The 16,074-nt window shown below is 41.6% G+C and carries 16 protein-coding genes and 1 pseudogene; 6 read left to right on the forward strand and 11 right to left on the reverse strand.

What is annotated here, in order from left to right; genetic code table 11:
* Window positions 1–90 precede the first annotated feature (90 nt).
* The 4 genes and pseudogenes from FQ087_RS15975 to FQ087_RS15990 form a co-directional block, all read right to left on the reverse strand.
* Window positions 91–685 (reverse strand): annotated as a pseudogene (locus FQ087_RS15975) (response regulator transcription factor).
* A complete protein-coding gene (locus FQ087_RS15980; RefSeq protein ID WP_149581600.1) occupies window positions 682–1,785 on the reverse strand; it encodes a sensor histidine kinase in 1,104 nt (367 codons plus the stop codon). Before FQ087_RS15980 ends, FQ087_RS15975 begins: the two are co-directional and overlap by 4 nt.
* Window positions 1,785–2,513: an ABC transporter permease gene (locus FQ087_RS15985; RefSeq protein ID WP_149581601.1), complete on the reverse strand. Its 729-nt coding sequence runs from the start codon at window positions 2,511–2,513 to the stop codon at window positions 1,785–1,787. The genes FQ087_RS15980 and FQ087_RS15985 overlap by 1 nt, the downstream gene beginning before the upstream one ends.
* Window positions 2,510–3,121 carry an ATP-binding cassette domain-containing protein gene (locus tag FQ087_RS15990; protein ID WP_188006783.1) on the reverse strand — a complete coding sequence of 204 codons (612 nt, stop codon included), beginning with the start codon at window positions 3,119–3,121 and terminating at the stop codon, window positions 2,510–2,512. The genes FQ087_RS15985 and FQ087_RS15990 overlap by 4 nt, the downstream gene beginning before the upstream one ends.
* A 228-nt stretch (window positions 3,122–3,349) precedes the next feature.
* On the opposite strand from FQ087_RS15990, the gene FQ087_RS15995 reads away from it, so the two are divergent.
* The 4 genes from FQ087_RS15995 (at window position 3,350) to FQ087_RS16010 (ending at window position 7,876) form a co-directional block, all read left to right on the forward strand.
* Entirely contained in the window at window positions 3,350–3,970 is a 621-nt protein-coding gene (locus FQ087_RS15995) for a DUF47 domain-containing protein (protein ID WP_149581603.1), read from the forward strand.
* Window positions 3,971–3,981: 11 nt separating this feature from the next.
* Entirely contained in the window at window positions 3,982–4,980 is a 999-nt protein-coding gene (locus FQ087_RS16000) for an inorganic phosphate transporter (protein WP_149581604.1), read from the forward strand.
* A 158-nt stretch (window positions 4,981–5,138) separates the two neighbouring features.
* A complete protein-coding gene (locus tag FQ087_RS16005) occupies window positions 5,139–5,339 on the forward strand; it encodes a cold-shock protein (protein ID WP_067205063.1) in 201 nt (66 codons plus the stop codon).
* Window positions 5,340–5,743: 404 nt separating this feature from the next.
* Window positions 5,744–7,876 (forward strand): MMPL family transporter, encoded by a 2,133-nt coding sequence (locus FQ087_RS16010; RefSeq protein WP_149581605.1) that lies wholly within the window; start codon window positions 5,744–5,746, stop codon window positions 7,874–7,876.
* 385 nt (window positions 7,877–8,261) lie between these two features.
* Here the strand turns inward: FQ087_RS16010 and FQ087_RS16015 are convergent, their stop codons facing one another.
* The 5 genes from FQ087_RS16015 to FQ087_RS16030 all read right to left on the reverse strand — a co-directional run bounded on the left by FQ087_RS16015 (window position 8,262) and on the right by FQ087_RS16030 (window position 12,094).
* Window positions 8,262–9,554: a DUF5068 domain-containing protein gene (locus FQ087_RS16015; RefSeq protein WP_149581606.1), complete on the reverse strand. Its 1,293-nt coding sequence runs from the start codon at window positions 9,552–9,554 to the stop codon at window positions 8,262–8,264.
* Window positions 9,555–9,756: 202 nt separating this feature from the next.
* A complete protein-coding gene (locus tag FQ087_RS22520) occupies window positions 9,757–9,918 on the reverse strand; it encodes a hypothetical protein (protein ID WP_188006784.1) in 162 nt (53 codons plus the stop codon).
* Window positions 9,915–10,391, reverse strand: coding sequence for a hypothetical protein (locus FQ087_RS16020; protein ID WP_149581607.1), 477 nt, complete (start codon window positions 10,389–10,391; stop codon window positions 9,915–9,917). The genes FQ087_RS22520 and FQ087_RS16020 overlap by 4 nt, the downstream gene beginning before the upstream one ends.
* 43 nt (window positions 10,392–10,434) lie before the next feature.
* Window positions 10,435–11,088: a pentapeptide repeat-containing protein gene (locus FQ087_RS16025; protein WP_149581608.1), complete on the reverse strand. Its 654-nt coding sequence runs from the start codon at window positions 11,086–11,088 to the stop codon at window positions 10,435–10,437.
* A gap of 139 nt (window positions 11,089–11,227) precedes the next feature.
* A complete protein-coding gene (locus tag FQ087_RS16030) occupies window positions 11,228–12,094 on the reverse strand; it encodes a putative RNA methyltransferase (RefSeq protein ID WP_149581609.1) in 867 nt (288 codons plus the stop codon).
* 158 nt (window positions 12,095–12,252) lie between these two features.
* Between FQ087_RS16030 and FQ087_RS16035 the strand changes: the two genes are divergently transcribed.
* Entirely contained in the window at window positions 12,253–13,380 is a 1,128-nt protein-coding gene (locus FQ087_RS16035) for a CAP domain-containing protein (protein ID WP_149581610.1), read from the forward strand.
* Between the two features lie 216 nt (window positions 13,381–13,596).
* Here FQ087_RS16035 and FQ087_RS16040 read toward each other — a convergent pair whose 3' ends face one another.
* Both FQ087_RS16040 and FQ087_RS16045 read right to left on the reverse strand, forming a co-directional pair.
* Window positions 13,597–14,154, reverse strand: a complete 558-nt coding sequence (locus FQ087_RS16040) for a superoxide dismutase family protein (RefSeq protein WP_255452391.1) — start codon at window positions 14,152–14,154, stop codon at window positions 13,597–13,599.
* Window positions 14,155–14,374: 220 nt separating this feature from the next.
* The gene (locus FQ087_RS16045; protein ID WP_149581611.1) at window positions 14,375–15,058 is read right to left on the reverse strand and encodes a phosphoribosylaminoimidazolesuccinocarboxamide synthase; all 684 of its coding nucleotides are present in this window, start codon (window positions 15,056–15,058) and stop codon (window positions 14,375–14,377) included.
* A gap of 293 nt (window positions 15,059–15,351) precedes the next feature.
* On the opposite strand from FQ087_RS16045, the gene FQ087_RS16050 reads away from it, so the two are divergent.
* Window positions 15,352–16,071, forward strand: coding sequence for a YebC/PmpR family DNA-binding transcriptional regulator (locus tag FQ087_RS16050; RefSeq protein ID WP_149581612.1), 720 nt, complete (start codon window positions 15,352–15,354; stop codon window positions 16,069–16,071).
* Window positions 16,072–16,074 lie beyond the last annotated feature (3 nt).

The following is a 16,074-nucleotide window of genomic DNA, read 5'->3' on the forward strand; positions in this document are numbered from 1 at the left end:
TCAACACCTCCACTTCCACCTTTTTTGTCTCACCTATATATACGTCCCATTACCCTGAAAGTTTCAATTTACTGAAAATTATTCGCGGATTCATTCCACATCTATCAAGCCGTGTTTCCTAGCAACGTGAATTGCCTCTGTCCGACTTTTAACTTGTAGCTTTTGAAAAATATCTGAGAAGTAGTTTCTCACTGTCCCCTCCGACAAAAATGATCGCTTGCTGGTTTCTCTATTCGACAAACCTTTCGAGGCCAGTACAAGAAGCTCTTGTTCCCGCTCGGATAGCTGATCTTTTTCCGTAAATAATGAGAAGGCTAATTCTGGATCGACGACTCGCTGACCCGCGGCAACTTTACGTATAGCTTCAGCAAGCATACTGCTCGGCCCATCTTTCAGTAAGAAACCTCTTACTCCTGCATTTACAGAACGCTGTACATAACCAGTACGACCAAACGTAGTCAACATGATGATTGCCATGCCAGGGTATTTCTCCAATAATCTTTCCGACGCTTCCAAACCATTCATAATAGGCATTTCAATATCTAAAATGCAGACATCAGGCAGCAATCGCTTCCATGCCATTTGCCGCCTCACCGATGATTTCTAAGTCCTCTTCTATAGAAAGAAGTGCAATTAAAGCACCTCTTACCATCGCCTGATCTTCTGCGATTACGATACGTATCACGAGACGACACCCACCTTTTCAACACTTTTCGGTAGCGGAATGAATAACTGAACGACCGTCCCTTCTTCACCGCTTTCCCATCGAATCGTTCCATTAATAAGTCCAATTCTACCTTGCAAGCCTGTCATTCCATGATTAGGAACCGCTCCATCAATTCCTTTTCCATTATCGACTACATCTATTAATACACCTCCCGCTGAACGTGAAACGTTAATTCGACACCATGATGCAGCACTATGTTTAACTACATTCGTCACAAGTTCTCGAATTGCCATCACAGCAATTTTTTCATACACACGATTAATAGAATGGATTTCACCGTTCACTTCATAATCGATTCCTGCACTATGTAAATGTTGACGACAGGCAATCAATTCATCGACAAGCGTGCCGGTATCCAGGTCTTCTACGAGCTCCCTCATCTGCATTAATGTTTCTCGCGAGATTGTAATCACTTCCCGTAATTCCCCGGCAGCTCTCTCTTTGTCTGAAACGAGTAACTTCTCAGCGAGCTCCGTTTTCAATGTAATCATCGATAGTTTTTGTCCAAGCGTATCATGTAGATCACGTCCAATTCGCTGGCGTTCTTGCTGCTTCACCAATTCATCAATCCTACTATACGCTTTCTCTAATTCTCGCTGGGAGTCATTCCATTTTCGTATTGATGAAATCATATACGCATTGAAGACTGCGAGAAGAATAGGTACGAGCGCTATAGATGTTTGTATTATATTGAAATCCTTAGAAGCGCCATAGGCCATTCCAACCAATATATAGACACCGATAGCCACGATGCGCTTACGTCCGGACAGTGACGAAATCATATTTGAAGAATAGGCACTCAACCAAAAAAACATCGGCCCAAACATATAGACCCAAAAACCAATAATAATTGCTTGCACAATGACAAACACTAGATAAGTGTTATGCCAATAAGACTGGCGATAGACGAATAAAAATGGAACAAGCAGGAGCAGTGTTAGGATACGTTCCACACCTTCCAAAAAGAACGCTCCAAGAAGCGGAAATAGCATATAGATTAAATAAGTATACGGTTCTTTCCCTAAACCTTCGGGAAAAACTGCAAATCTCCTGCTCATTAATTCGCTCCCCTTCTATTTACATATCCCCCAACCCGGTAAATCCCTATAAATAATAGTGCATAAAAGATAAGTCCCCCCATTTGTCCAACCAATGGATAACCTTCATCCAACAAACGGAAGGCACCCGCTATCGCAATTGCTCCCGGAGACCAACTTGCAATAGGTTGCACCCAGCCTGGAAACTGTTCAATTGGAATCCACGTACCTGCAGCAAACATCAACAATATCCACGTAAAGTTAGCTATACCTGAAACAGTACCCTGTTTCCCAAATGAACTGATTGCCACGCCTAACATCATGAATACCGCCGATACACTAATAAACCATACCGCAATCATACACCATTGTCCTACACCACCCGGGAGTCCGTGAAACGTCTGAACAAATACGATTAAGATCACAACCGTGATACTATTCAACAACAGTTGTGACGTCAGTTTCGCACCTGAAACGACTAATTCGGAAACCGGCAACGCCTTCATAGATGTACGCCAAGGTCTGCTGTTGTCGTATGCAAGCCCAATTGCAAATGTCGTGACAGCTCCCGATAACAAACTGAAGACAAGCATTCCGATAAGTAGATATGCATAATGCTCTGGTTCATTCGAAAGCGAAAAAATTAGGTAATAGATGATGGGAAGAACGATGGCGTAAATGACGAAATAGCGGTTTCTTAGCATGCGCAACACTTCAATTTTTGTCAACAATAAAAAGGGCTTAGTCATTGCACAACCCCTTCCTTCAACAATACAATTCGATGTGCAAGAACTTCTCTTTCTTCCCTGGAATGTGTAATCAGCAAAACGGCAAGCCCTTCATCAACAGCAATTTGTACTTGTTGATAGAAATGGTTCCGCATTTCCTCGTCCATTCCAGCAGTTGGTTCATCTGCAATCAGCACGAGTGGTCTACCTACCATCGACAATGCAAATGACAGACGCTTTTGCTCACCACTTGATAATTCATGTGTCTTTTTCAGGAGCAACTCTTGCAATAATCCTAGATGGACAAGCTCGTTAAATGAATAAGGATTTATATAGAAAGATTGAAATAAACAAAGCATTTCTTTCACCTTTACATTATCCATAAATTCAGCGTGCTGGAACATGAAGCCTATTTGTGATTTCGTTTTCTTTCCTAGCGGTTTCCCTGCTAGCAAAATCCTTCCACTTACCGGATGAATGATTCCAGCAATAGCAGATACAATTTTTGATTTCCCCACCCCATTTGCTCCGCAGAGTGCAACAATTTCTCCTGCCGCAATTTCTAAATTTATACTACTTAATAAACTCTTTTGATTAACGCGTTCTGACAGATTTTCTAGTTTCAACATCCACTCACCTCTTACGTTAATTTTACTGAGGTAGAGGGTATGCTGTAGAGTACACACCGTCATCTTTCCTTCATGACAAATGTCATTTCTTCTTATACCAATTTCCCATTTGTAAAGATTGTGTAAAGTTTTTGCGGATTTCGTCGAAACTTGTTTGTATCTCATTTTTTCTTTGCTATGATGAATTTATTAAAATACTATTTCCCCTACTGGGATGGAGGCACAACAATGTTTAGCCAACGCAAACCTGATCCTTTTTTCACAGCACTGCTAACGATTGCTGAAAATGTACAAGAAGCAGTCCATTACGCACACGACTTTAAAGTAGTCAATGTCGCAGACTTGAAAGAAGTAAGCATTAAACTTAAAAATTACGAGACGGAAGGCGATACGCACATCCACGATCTCATTACAAAACTCAACAAGTCATTCATGACACCTATTGAGCGGGAAGATATTATGAACTTGGCCATTAAGATGGATGATGTACTCGATGGCATTGAACATTTTGCAGCACATCTTGAAATGTTCTCTCTAATTGAAATTGATGAATACGTTCAGAAGTTCATGGAGAACATCGTTAAAAGTACAGATGAAATTGTAAAAGCAATGAAATTACTTGCAAAGAAAAAACTTGAAGCAATGCACGATCATGCAGTGCTTATTAAAGAGTACGAACGAGTTTGTGATGAAGTTTTCCGTACATCCGTCAAACAACTGTTCATTAATGAAAAAGACCCAATCCGAATTATTCAGTTAAAAGATATTTACGAGCAACTTGAAGATGTCGCAGATTATTGCCAAGACGTTGCCAACACAATCGAAACAATTATTATGCGTAACGCATAAGGGGGAGAAAAATGGATACAGTACTTCTCCTTACCATACTAGTCGTCGTTTTCGCACTCGCTTTTGATTTCATTAACGGTTTTCACGACACAGCGAATTCCATCGCAACGTCTGTTTCAACTCGTGCATTGAAACCACGAACTGCTATTATGATGGCCGCTATAATGAATTTCATCGGAGCAATGGCATTTACAGGTGTCGCAAAGACAATTTCCAAGGACATTGTCGATCCATTCGCTCTTGAAAATGGATCACTCGTCATCTTGGCAGCACTGATTTCTGCAATATTATGGAACTTGATTACCTGGTATTTTGGAATACCATCCAGTTCTTCCCACGCATTAATCGGGTCAATCGCTGGAGCTGCTATTTCAGCAGCAGGTTTCGGAATTTTAAATTACAGTGGTTTCTTAAAAATATTACAAGCACTCCTTATTTCTCCATTTATCGCACTTGCGGGTGGTTTCCTAGTGATGTCATTATTCAAAATGACCTTAAAAAACAGGAATTTATTCAGGACAAATACACGAATTCGCTATTTGCAAATCGGAACAGCGGCACTTCAATCGTTCACACACGGTACGAACGATGCACAAAAAGCGATGGGGATTATTACAATGGCACTTATCGCGGCAGAAATGCAGACTTCAGATGATATTCAACTCTGGGTCCGGATTGCTGCGGCAACTGCAATGGGTATCGGGACTTCAATTGGCGGCTATAAAATTATAAAAACAGTCGGCGGAAAAATAATGAAGATCCGGCCTGTGAACGGAATTGCGGCTGATTTATCATCTGCAGCAATTATTTTCGGTGCGACTCTTATCCATTTACCTGTCAGTACAACACATGTTATTTCTTCTGCAATAATGGGTGTAGGCTCGGCCCAGCGTGTGAAAGGCGTCAATTGGGGCATGGCTAAAAAGATCGTTATTACATGGGTTATAACATTACCAATTTCAGCATTAATCGCTGGGATTACCTATCAAGTTCTTAACTTGTTTTTTTAATTCAAACATTTCCCTTGCAATGTGCTAATATCCCTGTTATGATAAAGAAGAATTATTTTTGTTCGGCATGATGGTCTCGAATAAATCTTGACCGCTTCAAGACTTGAGCAAGGATAGTAATACAATGTATGCACAAAGCATACGAGGAGGAAACACACATGGAACAAGGTAAAGTGAAATGGTTTAACGCAGAAAAAGGATTTGGCTTCATCGAACGCGAAGACGGCGACGACGTATTCGTACACTTCTCAGCTATTCAAGGAGAAGGCTTCAAGTCTCTTGAAGAAGGCCAAGATGTAACGTTTGAAATCGAGCAAGGCCAACGCGGTCTTCAAGCTACAAACGTAAACAAAAACTAATTTGAATTAACCATTCAAAAGTCATTCCCCTCGGGGGATGACTTTTTTCTTTGTTTATAATTAATTGGATTGACTATATATGTTTGATGATGAATATCTGTATAAACTGAGAGTTGGTACCTTACAGTGCCCTAGAGGATTCTATGGGATTTTTTATTTCAATTTAACTTATTCCCGCTAGGATTAGGCAGTCATTTCTATATCAGATGAATCTATCACCCAAATGCGATCTTTTATTCCCCTCAGAGACTGCTTTATTATCGTCATACAAATTGCTCGGACTATCTTAATGGCAGTTTCCTAATCAGCAATTAGCGTCCACCCACTTCGAGAAAAGACATTCCCATCATTTTCCGTTACTATAGATAAATAGAGTCAATCTACACATAGGAAGGAATGATTGTATGCGCACACTTGCGCGTTTTGTAACAAGTGCACATAAATATATAATCTTTACCTGGGTTGCAATCTTCGTCATACTGACGTTCTTCGCAATCAAGTTGCCAGGGCTTCTTGAAGGAGACGGCTTCCAAACGGATGGCGAACACGCCGCTGTCATGGATATCGTGTCCGATGACTTCGCCATGCCAGCAGAAACCATGTTCCTCGTTTTTGATAATGTGCCCGATGACAAAATAGAGTCTACACTCATTAACGTAGATAAACTTAAGGTCACTTCAGAAATCGCATCACCACTGGACAATGATAAACAACACAAAGAAGGCGTTTCTTATGCCCTTCTTCATTTTGACAATAAAGACAAAGATATGTCTGCTATCGTCACAGATATACGAGAGGCAGTCGGTAATGAAAAAGGAATCACGCTTACAGGTGCTTCCGCTATTTCAAAGGATATTAACACTGCCAGCCAACGTGACTTGATGACTGCAGAGGCGATTGGGTTACCAATTGCGATTATTATACTTCTGTTCGCTTTCGGAACTGTTGTCGCTTCAATCGTACCATTAATTATCGGTATCGTGACCGTCGTATCCTCGTTCGGTGTATTGGCGATTCTTGGTGGAAAAATGGACCTGTCCATCTTTGTCTTGAATATCATTCCTATGCTGGGACTTGCGCTCAGTATCGACTTCGCTTTGTTGTTCATCAGCAGGTATCGTGAAGAACGCAAAAAGAGCAACATGCAAGAAGCTATCTCCACTACGATTCGAACAGCAGGAAGATCTGTCATCTTTTCCGCTTTCTGTGTGTTCATCGGACTCGGCGCCATGATGCTTATTCAAGTCGACATTTTTCAAAACATCGCTATTGGTGGAATGATCGTCGTGGCGATGGCTGTTCTCGCATCTGTAACTTTGTTACCTTCCGTGCTTATTGTGCTTGGTGAGCGGGTTGACAAATGGCAGCTATTGAAAGAAAAGTCGGGCGAAGCGAACGGTTGGCGCAAATTTGCCAAAGCAGTTATTAAGCGTCCTGTTATGATCACAATCGTTGCGTTTATCCTACTAGGTGTCGCAATTATTCCAGTGAAAAATATGGATTTAACAATTCCAGGAATCGATTCATTGCCAAAGTCATATGACACACGTCAGGCTTTTGAATTGATTGATAAAGAGTTTGGTTTGGCCAACGAGGCGGCTGTCTATGTCATAGCAGAACGTGCAAATGGCTGGGAGGACGAAAAAGGTCTCGAGTCCATGAAAGCACTTGAAAAAGAACTTTCAAACGATCCTCTTGTTGATAAAGTAACGACAATTTTCACCGCAAGTGATATCGACTCCGTCGAACAATGGCAACAAGCGATGACTGCGCCTGAAATCGCCGCCAGACTCTCACCTCTTGTTGAAACGTTTGTGAAAGACGACAAGCTGATGATTCCTCTGACATTGGGAGCGAGTGGCAGTTCAGATGCAGCACAAGATTGGGCACGCGAGTGGTCCGATAAGCAAACGGAGTGGAACTTATCCATCGGTGGGCAACCAAAATTCAATCAGGAAATCTTCGATGAAATACTGGATAAGGTTTTGTACGTTCTCTTAGTAATCCTTGTCTCTACGTTCTTCATCCTGATGATTGCTTTTAGATCTATTTTAATACCGATTAAAGCGATTTTTATGAACATCATCGGATTGACTGCAACATTCGGTATTCTTGTCTATATTTTCCAATACGGACATTTTGGATTGGAAGCGGGCACAATCGCGCTAATCATCCCTGTCATCGTCTTTAGCCTTGTCTTTGGACTAAGTATGGACTACGAAGTATTCCTCATCTCGAGGATGCAGGAAGAGTATGCGAAGACTTTGGATAACGACCACTCAACTGTTGAAGGTCTTGCAACTACAAGTAAGATCATCACCTCTGCAGCACTGATTATGATTGTTCTAACGGGGGCATTCGCCTTTACGGACGTTATGCCAGTAAAACAGATCGGCGTTGGTATCGCCATTGCAGTCGCCATTGACGCAACGATCATCCGCCTGTTGCTCGTTCCAAGCTTGATGAAACTGTTCGGCAAATGGAACTGGTGGCTGCCATTTAGAAAAGGGCCCTATAAGCCCGGGAATTGGCATTAAGAAAAGCGCAAGCGGTCGTCTAGATGCGACAGGCATAAGACGGATCGGCGTAGCGGTGCACTTTACCGCATAGCCGGTTCGACTTATGACCCAAGCATCTGACCGCTGGAGCTAGACATTAAGAAAAGCGGAAGGCGCCTAAAAGGAACGCAGCTTAAGTACGCCACTTCCTGTGGCAACAGCTGCATGACCTACATCCTGTAGGCCCGCGACAGGCATAAGACGGATCGGCGGAGCGGTGCACTTGCGCATAGCCGGTTCGACTTATGACCCGAGCATCTGACCGCTGGAGCTAGACACTATTCTAAGTCAAAAAACATATACTTTCTTAGCTTTAGAAAAAGCGCACTAGGGATCAACAAAATCCCTAGTGCGCTTTTTTCAACTATCGAGGTAATTTAAACAACAAATCGCGGCCTTTGAATATTTTCTTTCCGTCATCTCCTGAGAACGGTCCAAAAATCAGCTCGAAATTTTCATGGCGATCGAACTCGTACTTATCGATTAAGAATACATGTAACTTCTCGCTAGATTTTCCTGGTTCAATTGTCTTCAACATATCCGGTTCTAGTGATCCTTGGTTTAAATATCGGAATTCACCATCATCTACACTCAAAATGGATTGAATACCGCCAAGCCTTACTATCTCATCAGATTTATTGTCAACATTTAGTTTGACAGTCACAGCGACAATCCCGTCATCCGCAAAGTTACGGAAGGTATCGGCATATTCTGCCGTTGGTCTAATTTCCGTATATTGAACGCCTTCCAGCGTCACTTCTACGCCCTCAATGTCCAACTTTTGCCCAATATCTTTCTTCTCAAAAATCATCTTTTTGTCGGCAATATTTTGATTCGTCAAATCGTCTCTGTAATAATCTGGACCTGATACCGTTTTCTCTTTACTGTCTTCATTAAAAATGAAATCAAAAACAGCCTCTTCCATATAGGCTTCCCTCATGTCTTCACGTTCGGAAGCACCGCCTGCAATAATCAGTTTTGGCTTCGTCTCCTTTAATTTGTCATATTGTTCGTTTGTCATGACAAACGATAAGAAACCCTGTTTTTTGAAACCGGCAGGATATTTATTTACACTGGCAGGATCATCCGACTGCAACACATCTTCACGCGGTACTAATTTGAACCGATCCCCGTTCACTTCATCAAAGCGGTCATCCATGAGAATCGATGCAAACCCGGTATAGTACACGGGATTACTCCGCTTATTTTCATATGTTGCCAATGCTGTAACGACATAGCCTTCTACATTGTCTTTAAATAAATACTCGGAATCTCGGTTGACATCAGATACTTTCGTTACCTGATACTCATCAATTGTTATGATAAATCCATCCATATCATGCGCATAGCTTGGCTCTTTATTTGTATAGAGAACTTCAACAACACCTTCTGTCATTTCGGCAATATTTGGATTAAGTATGGTTGAGTCATCTCCGTTAGCAGCTACCTCTTTGGGTTTTAGTTCTTCTAATGCGGTACGCAATTCTTCCAATGCATCATCTACTTCTGTCGCTGACTCTACTTCTGCTTCATCAGATTTAGTGGCATCACTTTTTTCCTCTTCAATTTCGACCTCAGTCCCCTTCTCTTCACCCGCGCATGCTGCCAGCAAAAGTACGCTTGCTCCAAAAACGAACATTATCTTCTTATAGTTCATGTTTTAAACACCCTCCCTATTTCCATTTTAATGAACTCTCAACCTTACATTAACCATAATCAGTCGATAATACATAACGAAAAACGGTAAAATCAGGAAAATGATCCGGAAGAACCAGTGTCCAATCATTTTAAGTCGTTACCTTTCTCCTAAAAATATTCATTCATCACGCCTATTTCGGCAATAAAAAAAAGCAGTGTTTTCACACTACCCTGGAATTCCCTTCTATTACTTCAAAAACCGTCACAAGCGGTGCCATCCCATTTTCCATATCATTAATTGTTGCCTTCATCGCGAAATAAACAGCTACAATGCTTAATAGTACGAATAGGACAAGGCCGATGACGAGGGTTTTGCCTTTCATCGAGCATCACTCTCGTCTTCAACTCTTGTGAATTCCTCTTCAATCAAATAGACGTCTGCTTCGTTATAATCACCGAAACTTTCTTCCAGATTCAAGCCGTGATATAAATTCCAGAACCCTTGCTCTTCCATAAGGATCAGTTCTTCGCCCTCATTGTTCACAAATTTTTGCACAACAGCCTGCGGTTCAGGTGCTCCTTCAGATAAAGCCTTGATAGAATCTGCAATTATTTTCCGCAGTTCCTCTTCTGAAGCTTCACGGATATTGACGAGACCTCGTTCATCTGCGTCATAACCACGAATTCCTGCTACGTAGACAAATCCATTACCATTTGGGTGAAGGTGCTGAACGACGACAGTTTTTTCGTATAAGCTTTCTTCATAATGATAGTTGACCCGTTTCATTGACACGTCTTTACGTGTCAGTTCGGGAATTGTTTCGATAATTAGTTGTTTCTCTTCAAATGTCAACATGTATGTCCACTCTTTTCCACTCTGATTTCATTTTAGTATACCATTATTCTTCTTTCACGGATAATCCCAACACACGCGCAAAGCCAATTGCCTGTTCTTTTGACACAATGCAGCCAGCAATTTTCGGCAGTGTAACTTCAATCCGGTCATATGTACTGTCCGACAAGTCAACGCCGTTCAAGTTCGTTTCAGTAAAATTGATATTATCCAGCTTGCATAACTTAAATTGCACATTATTAAATGAGCTCTCGTAGATATCACCGTCCGTTAAATTACACTCGGCAAACTCTACTTCCTTCATGTTGGAAAAGCTGAAGTTAATATAGCGTCCGTCACATTCCTTAATTAGCGCATGTCCCACTTTCGCGTTCGCAAAATCCGCACCAGTCAATTTTGAATTAATGATTTCACATCTATGGAACATAGCACTTTGGAAATTAACGTTGGAAAAATCGCATGTGTCAAATACAACATCCACGAATTCGGCACCTACAAAATCAGCTCCGGCAAATGATACATCTTTAAATACAACGTCATCGAAGGTTAATCGCTCGCCTTCCGCCCCCGTCATGAAGCCGCCGTCAATTCGTACTTTTTGAACGTATCCTTCATTGTCCAATACCTCTTCAACCCTCATCACCCTATGCTCAACTGACAATTTCGGTTTCTGTCGTTTGTTTACCTTCTTCTTCGTCACTTCGAGGCCCCCCTTATTTACGTGTCTTCCATTCCGTTATAATAATAAACAAAACAATGACCGCAATCGCGAGAACATAAAACCAGTTCGGAACACTGCTAAATCCACCAAACATCTTTCTCGCCCCTTTCCATCTCTATTAAACCCTCTTAACGCCTGAAATAACGGTAAAGTCGATTGTGATATTCTGTATATCCATCGCTAATGCTTCTTCAATTTTCTCCTCACTAGCACCCCACGTGAGTGGCGTCATTCGAATAAGCGGTGCAAGAAGCCCGGGCGATAATGGAAATACATACGTAATCCGTTCCGTCGTGACAGCATCGTAGTGTTGTGCAAAGCGTGCGACGTGATCCGTATCGTCTATTCGTTCTTCATCGTCATAAAAGATAGCTCGTAACTCCTTTAGATAACCACTTTCCGGAACTGCTTTCACAAACAATCCGTCCGGTTTCAGAAGACGCGTAAACTCTGCGTAATTTGCAGGCGATAAAATATTTAAAATAACGTCGAATTGGCTTTCCTGAAATGGGCAGTTCGCAAGGTCCGCGACACTCCAAATGGAACCTGGATACTCTTTCGCTGCCGCAGTGATTCCCTCTTTCGCGAGATCTATGCCAACTCCAGTTGTTTTGCCAGGCAGTTGTGAAAGAATTGCCGACAAGTGCGTGCCTTCCCCACAACCCGCATCCAGGATGAAAGCCTGCTCTCGCCCTTCTATATGCACATGGACTTTATGAGTCATAAACTCAAGAACTTGATTGAAAAACCCGCTGCTCATTACCGTTTTTCGTGCTTCAAACAGCGATTTATCATACTTTGTCACATGTGCTTGCGGAGCCAAGTTAACATAGCCATTTTTCGATAAATCGAATGAGTGATTATCTGTGCAAACGAGCCGTGACTTGTCCTCCATAACCATTTCAGACGCGCAAATTGGGCATCTGAATAAATGTGAATTACTTTCCATCACTTGTGCATTGAACATTTTTTTCGATATAGTCATACATTGAAAACCCCGATCATCTGTTGTTCTATTAGTATACAGCTTTTCGATGAGTACTGGAAATGGAGTGAATCCTGTTTATCACAGTCACACAAAATAGCTTCGTACTGTATTCAACTAGCTCTAGGGGGTTACAATAGTAAGTAGGAGGCGATTCCATGAAACGATTATTTCTTTTCATCCTTTTCATTACTGCAATTTATATCACAAAACCATACTGGGAAAAACCAGTCTCACAATATGTCGATATCTCATTTCTGGAACCCATCGATGAAAAAGTCGATGCCCTTTTGAAGACAGATTCGCTGAATACAGTGATTCACTACATTAGTGAAATCACGGATAAAGCTGTGTTTTACCTGGTTTCCAAAACTTCTGAAGTAGAAGAATCTATCCCGATCGCAGAAAAACCGGTGTTGGAAAAACCCGAGAAAACACAGATTTCCATTCACAACATCGAACTCGGGAGTCCAGAAGAAAAAGTGACAGCTGAGCTTGGAGAACCAATGAGTAATTCTATGAACGAATACGGTACCGAATGGTTCACCTATCACGACCACTATCAAAACTTTGTCATGGTTTCATTCGATGAAAAACGAACTGTGAATGCCATTTACACAAATGACGATCTTATTTCATCAACCGCTGGCATCAAATACGGTTCTCTAAAATCTACAGTGCGCGAAACATTTGGCGAACCGATTACAGAAATCCGAAAAGGTTTGAACATTTTCATGCTCCAAGAAAGTGAAGGTTTCGACGTCTTTAAATCAGGCGACACCTATACTTATGTTTTTTATGATTTGCATCAAAATGATCAAGTAACGGCCATCCAGCTTATTAACGATTCATTGGAAAAGAAAAAAACCGGCATCTATGCCGGCGGTGATACACAATTACGTAACGGATTTGAACAACAACTTTTCGACTTAACGAATGCTGCACGCGTTCGTCACGGACTTTCCATTCTTAAATGGGAGTCAAACGTAGCAGTGACAGCACGCAAACACAGTGCAGACATGGCAGACAATGATTATTTCAGCCATGAAAACAAACAAGGAAAGTCCCCGTTCGACCGGATGAAAGATGACGGTGTCAGTTTTCGGGGAGCAGGTGAAAACCTGGCGTATGGCCAATCAAGTAGCATTTTTGCACATGAAGGGCTTATGAATTCCGAGGGGCATCGCGAGAATATTTTGCTAGATACTTACAGCCACCTCGGTACGGGCGTTTCGTTCAATGAAAAATTGCAACCTTATTATACGGAGAACTTTTTGTTAAAATAGGCTGCGGTGAGCTGACTGTGTGATCTGTTGGGCATCAGATATGATCAGTCAGACAGCTTATATGATTGTGCGGAATCCGCTTATGATCGGTTAGACGGCTTATATGATCGGGAGGAATCCGCTTATGATTGGTTAGACGGCTTATATGATCGGGAGGAATCCTCTTATGATTGGTCAGACAGCTTATATGATCTGTCAGACTCCGCTTATATCCGTTTAAGAACCACTTTTTACAACCGCACAGGCAATACGATCACCTGAATCACCCGCTGGATCCGTTTTGTAGTCATCTACTTTTTCGTGAATAACAATCGAACTGCCGTCAGCATCGAGAAGGGAGTTTTCTACGCCTAGCTTTAACGTGACTAAGGCAGTTGTCACTTCGGCACTGACTTTACCTTCAGCATCAACTTCGAGGTTCGGTAAGTCACCTAAATGAAACCCTTTTGGATTATCAAATCCGTGTTCTTTATGCCCTGGATTGAAATGAGCTCCTGTAGATTTAAAATCTGGTGCTGTACACACAGCCTTTTCATGAATATGAATACCATGTTTGCCAGGCGTCAACCCTTCTGCCTCAATGTTGATCGTTACACCGTCTATTCCATCAACAAGTTTGACTTCACCAATTTTATCCCCTTTGGTGTTCAAAATCGGCGACGTCACCGATTGGACACTTTCCCCAGCGACCGGTAATTTTTCAACATTCTTTCCACAACCACCGGCAATTAAAAGCGCTGACAACATGATGGACAATACAATTTTTTGTTTCAATATAATTCCTCCTCATTATTTCTTCAATAAGGAGGATGGCTCTAATTCAGTTTAATATGTATAAAACGTAGAATTATTTTCCTATCTTTTCTTTTCATCTATAACAGGTTAAAACAGGATAAAAACCCCTCACCAGGAAACTCTTTCAAAACCCGAAAAAATAATCAATAAAACCCGCTGTCAACTCCACTTTCATGGAATTAACAACGGGTTTTTCTATTTATGCAAGTACCAACTTTTCAAGATCCATTGGTGCAATATATGTACCATCTTTATAGACGCGCATATTACCCCCAGAAATTTCGTCGATCAGTAGGATGTTACCTGTTTCGCTATCGCGTCCAAACTCAAGTTTAATATCATACAAGTCAAGACCTTTTGCTGCAAGTTCAGCTTTAACTACACCTGAAATTTCTTTCGTCAATGCTTCAAGTGTAACGTATTCATCTGTCGTCAATAGACCGAGTTGCGCAAGTCCATCCTTGTTAATCGGCGGATCTAGGCGGTCATCATCTTTAAGCGTGACTTCTACGAAAGCGTCCAAAGGTTGTCCTTCTTCGCAATAAGCGCCGTATCTGCGCAAGAAACTTCCGACTGCACGGTATCTGCAAATCACTTCAAGTCCTTTGCCAAACACTTTTGCTGATCGTACCGTCATCGTTACTTCATCAATATTAGCATCTACATAATGAGTCGGAATGTCTTTATCCGCCATCTTTTCAAAGAAGTATTTCGTCATCCGAAGTCCGGATTGCCCTGCACCTTCAATCGTTAAGCCGACTGTGTTCGCGCCAGGATCGAAAACCCCGTCTTCTCCAGTTACATCATCTTTAAATTTCAGTAGTACATTGCTGCCGTCCAACTTGTAAACATCTTTCGTCTTCCCTTTATATATGAGTTCCATGTGTCTGTTCCCTTCTATAGTAGGATGAACGTACACCTTAGTATAATTGAGAATCGTCATAAGAAAAAGAGTTTTTCTTAAATATCGAAAAATGTTCTTCCTGACACGACAAAAACTTTACGATAGCGGACAAATTATACATCAGATGGAAAACTGAGCGACAGTATGTAAAATTTTTCTCACTTATAAAACCTATTAGCCCATTTTATTAATTTCCCACTCGTCTAGTTGCATACACTTGTTGTATACTTATTTTAGTAAATCTATGCACATTCGAAAGTGAGTGGAACTTCATGGGCCGTAAATGGAATAATATTAAAGAGAAGAAAGCGTCAAGAGATGCGGATACGAGTCGTATTTACGCGAAATTCGGACGTGAAATTTATGTCGTGGCCAAACAAGGCGAGCCTGATCCTGAATTGAATCAGGCACTAAAATTTGTTGTAGAACGCGCAAAAACATATAGTGTACCGAAAGCGATTATTGACCGCGCGATTGAAAAAGCAAAAGGCGGCTCAGAAGAAAACTTTACCGAGCTTCGCTATGAAGGATTTGGACCAAATGGCTCGATGGTTATTGTCGATACACTGACAAATAACGTCAATCGTACTGCATCAGAAGTACGTGCTGCATTCGGCAAAAATGGCGGTAATATGGGCGTCAGCGGTTCCGTTTCTTATATGTTCGACGCTACTGCAGTTATCGGAATTGAAGGCATGACTGCCGACGACGTACTTGAACTGTTAATGGATGCGGACGTCGAAGTACGTGATATTCTAGATGAAGAAGAATCGGTCATCATCTATGCAGAACCTGACCAGTTCCATGCCGTTCAAGAAGTTTTAAAGAGTGCCGGCATTACAAAATTCACCGTTGCTGAAATAACGATGCTTGCACAAAATGACTTGACCCTTTCTCCAGAAGCACTTGTACAATTCGAGAAAATGATTGATGTACTAGATGATTTAGAAGATGTTCAACAAGTGCATCATAACGTCCACTTAGAAGACTAAGTG

It is taken from the genome of Sporosarcina sp. ANT_H38 (assembly GCF_008369195.1).
Lineage (GTDB): Bacteria > Bacillota > Bacilli > Bacillales_A > Planococcaceae > Sporosarcina.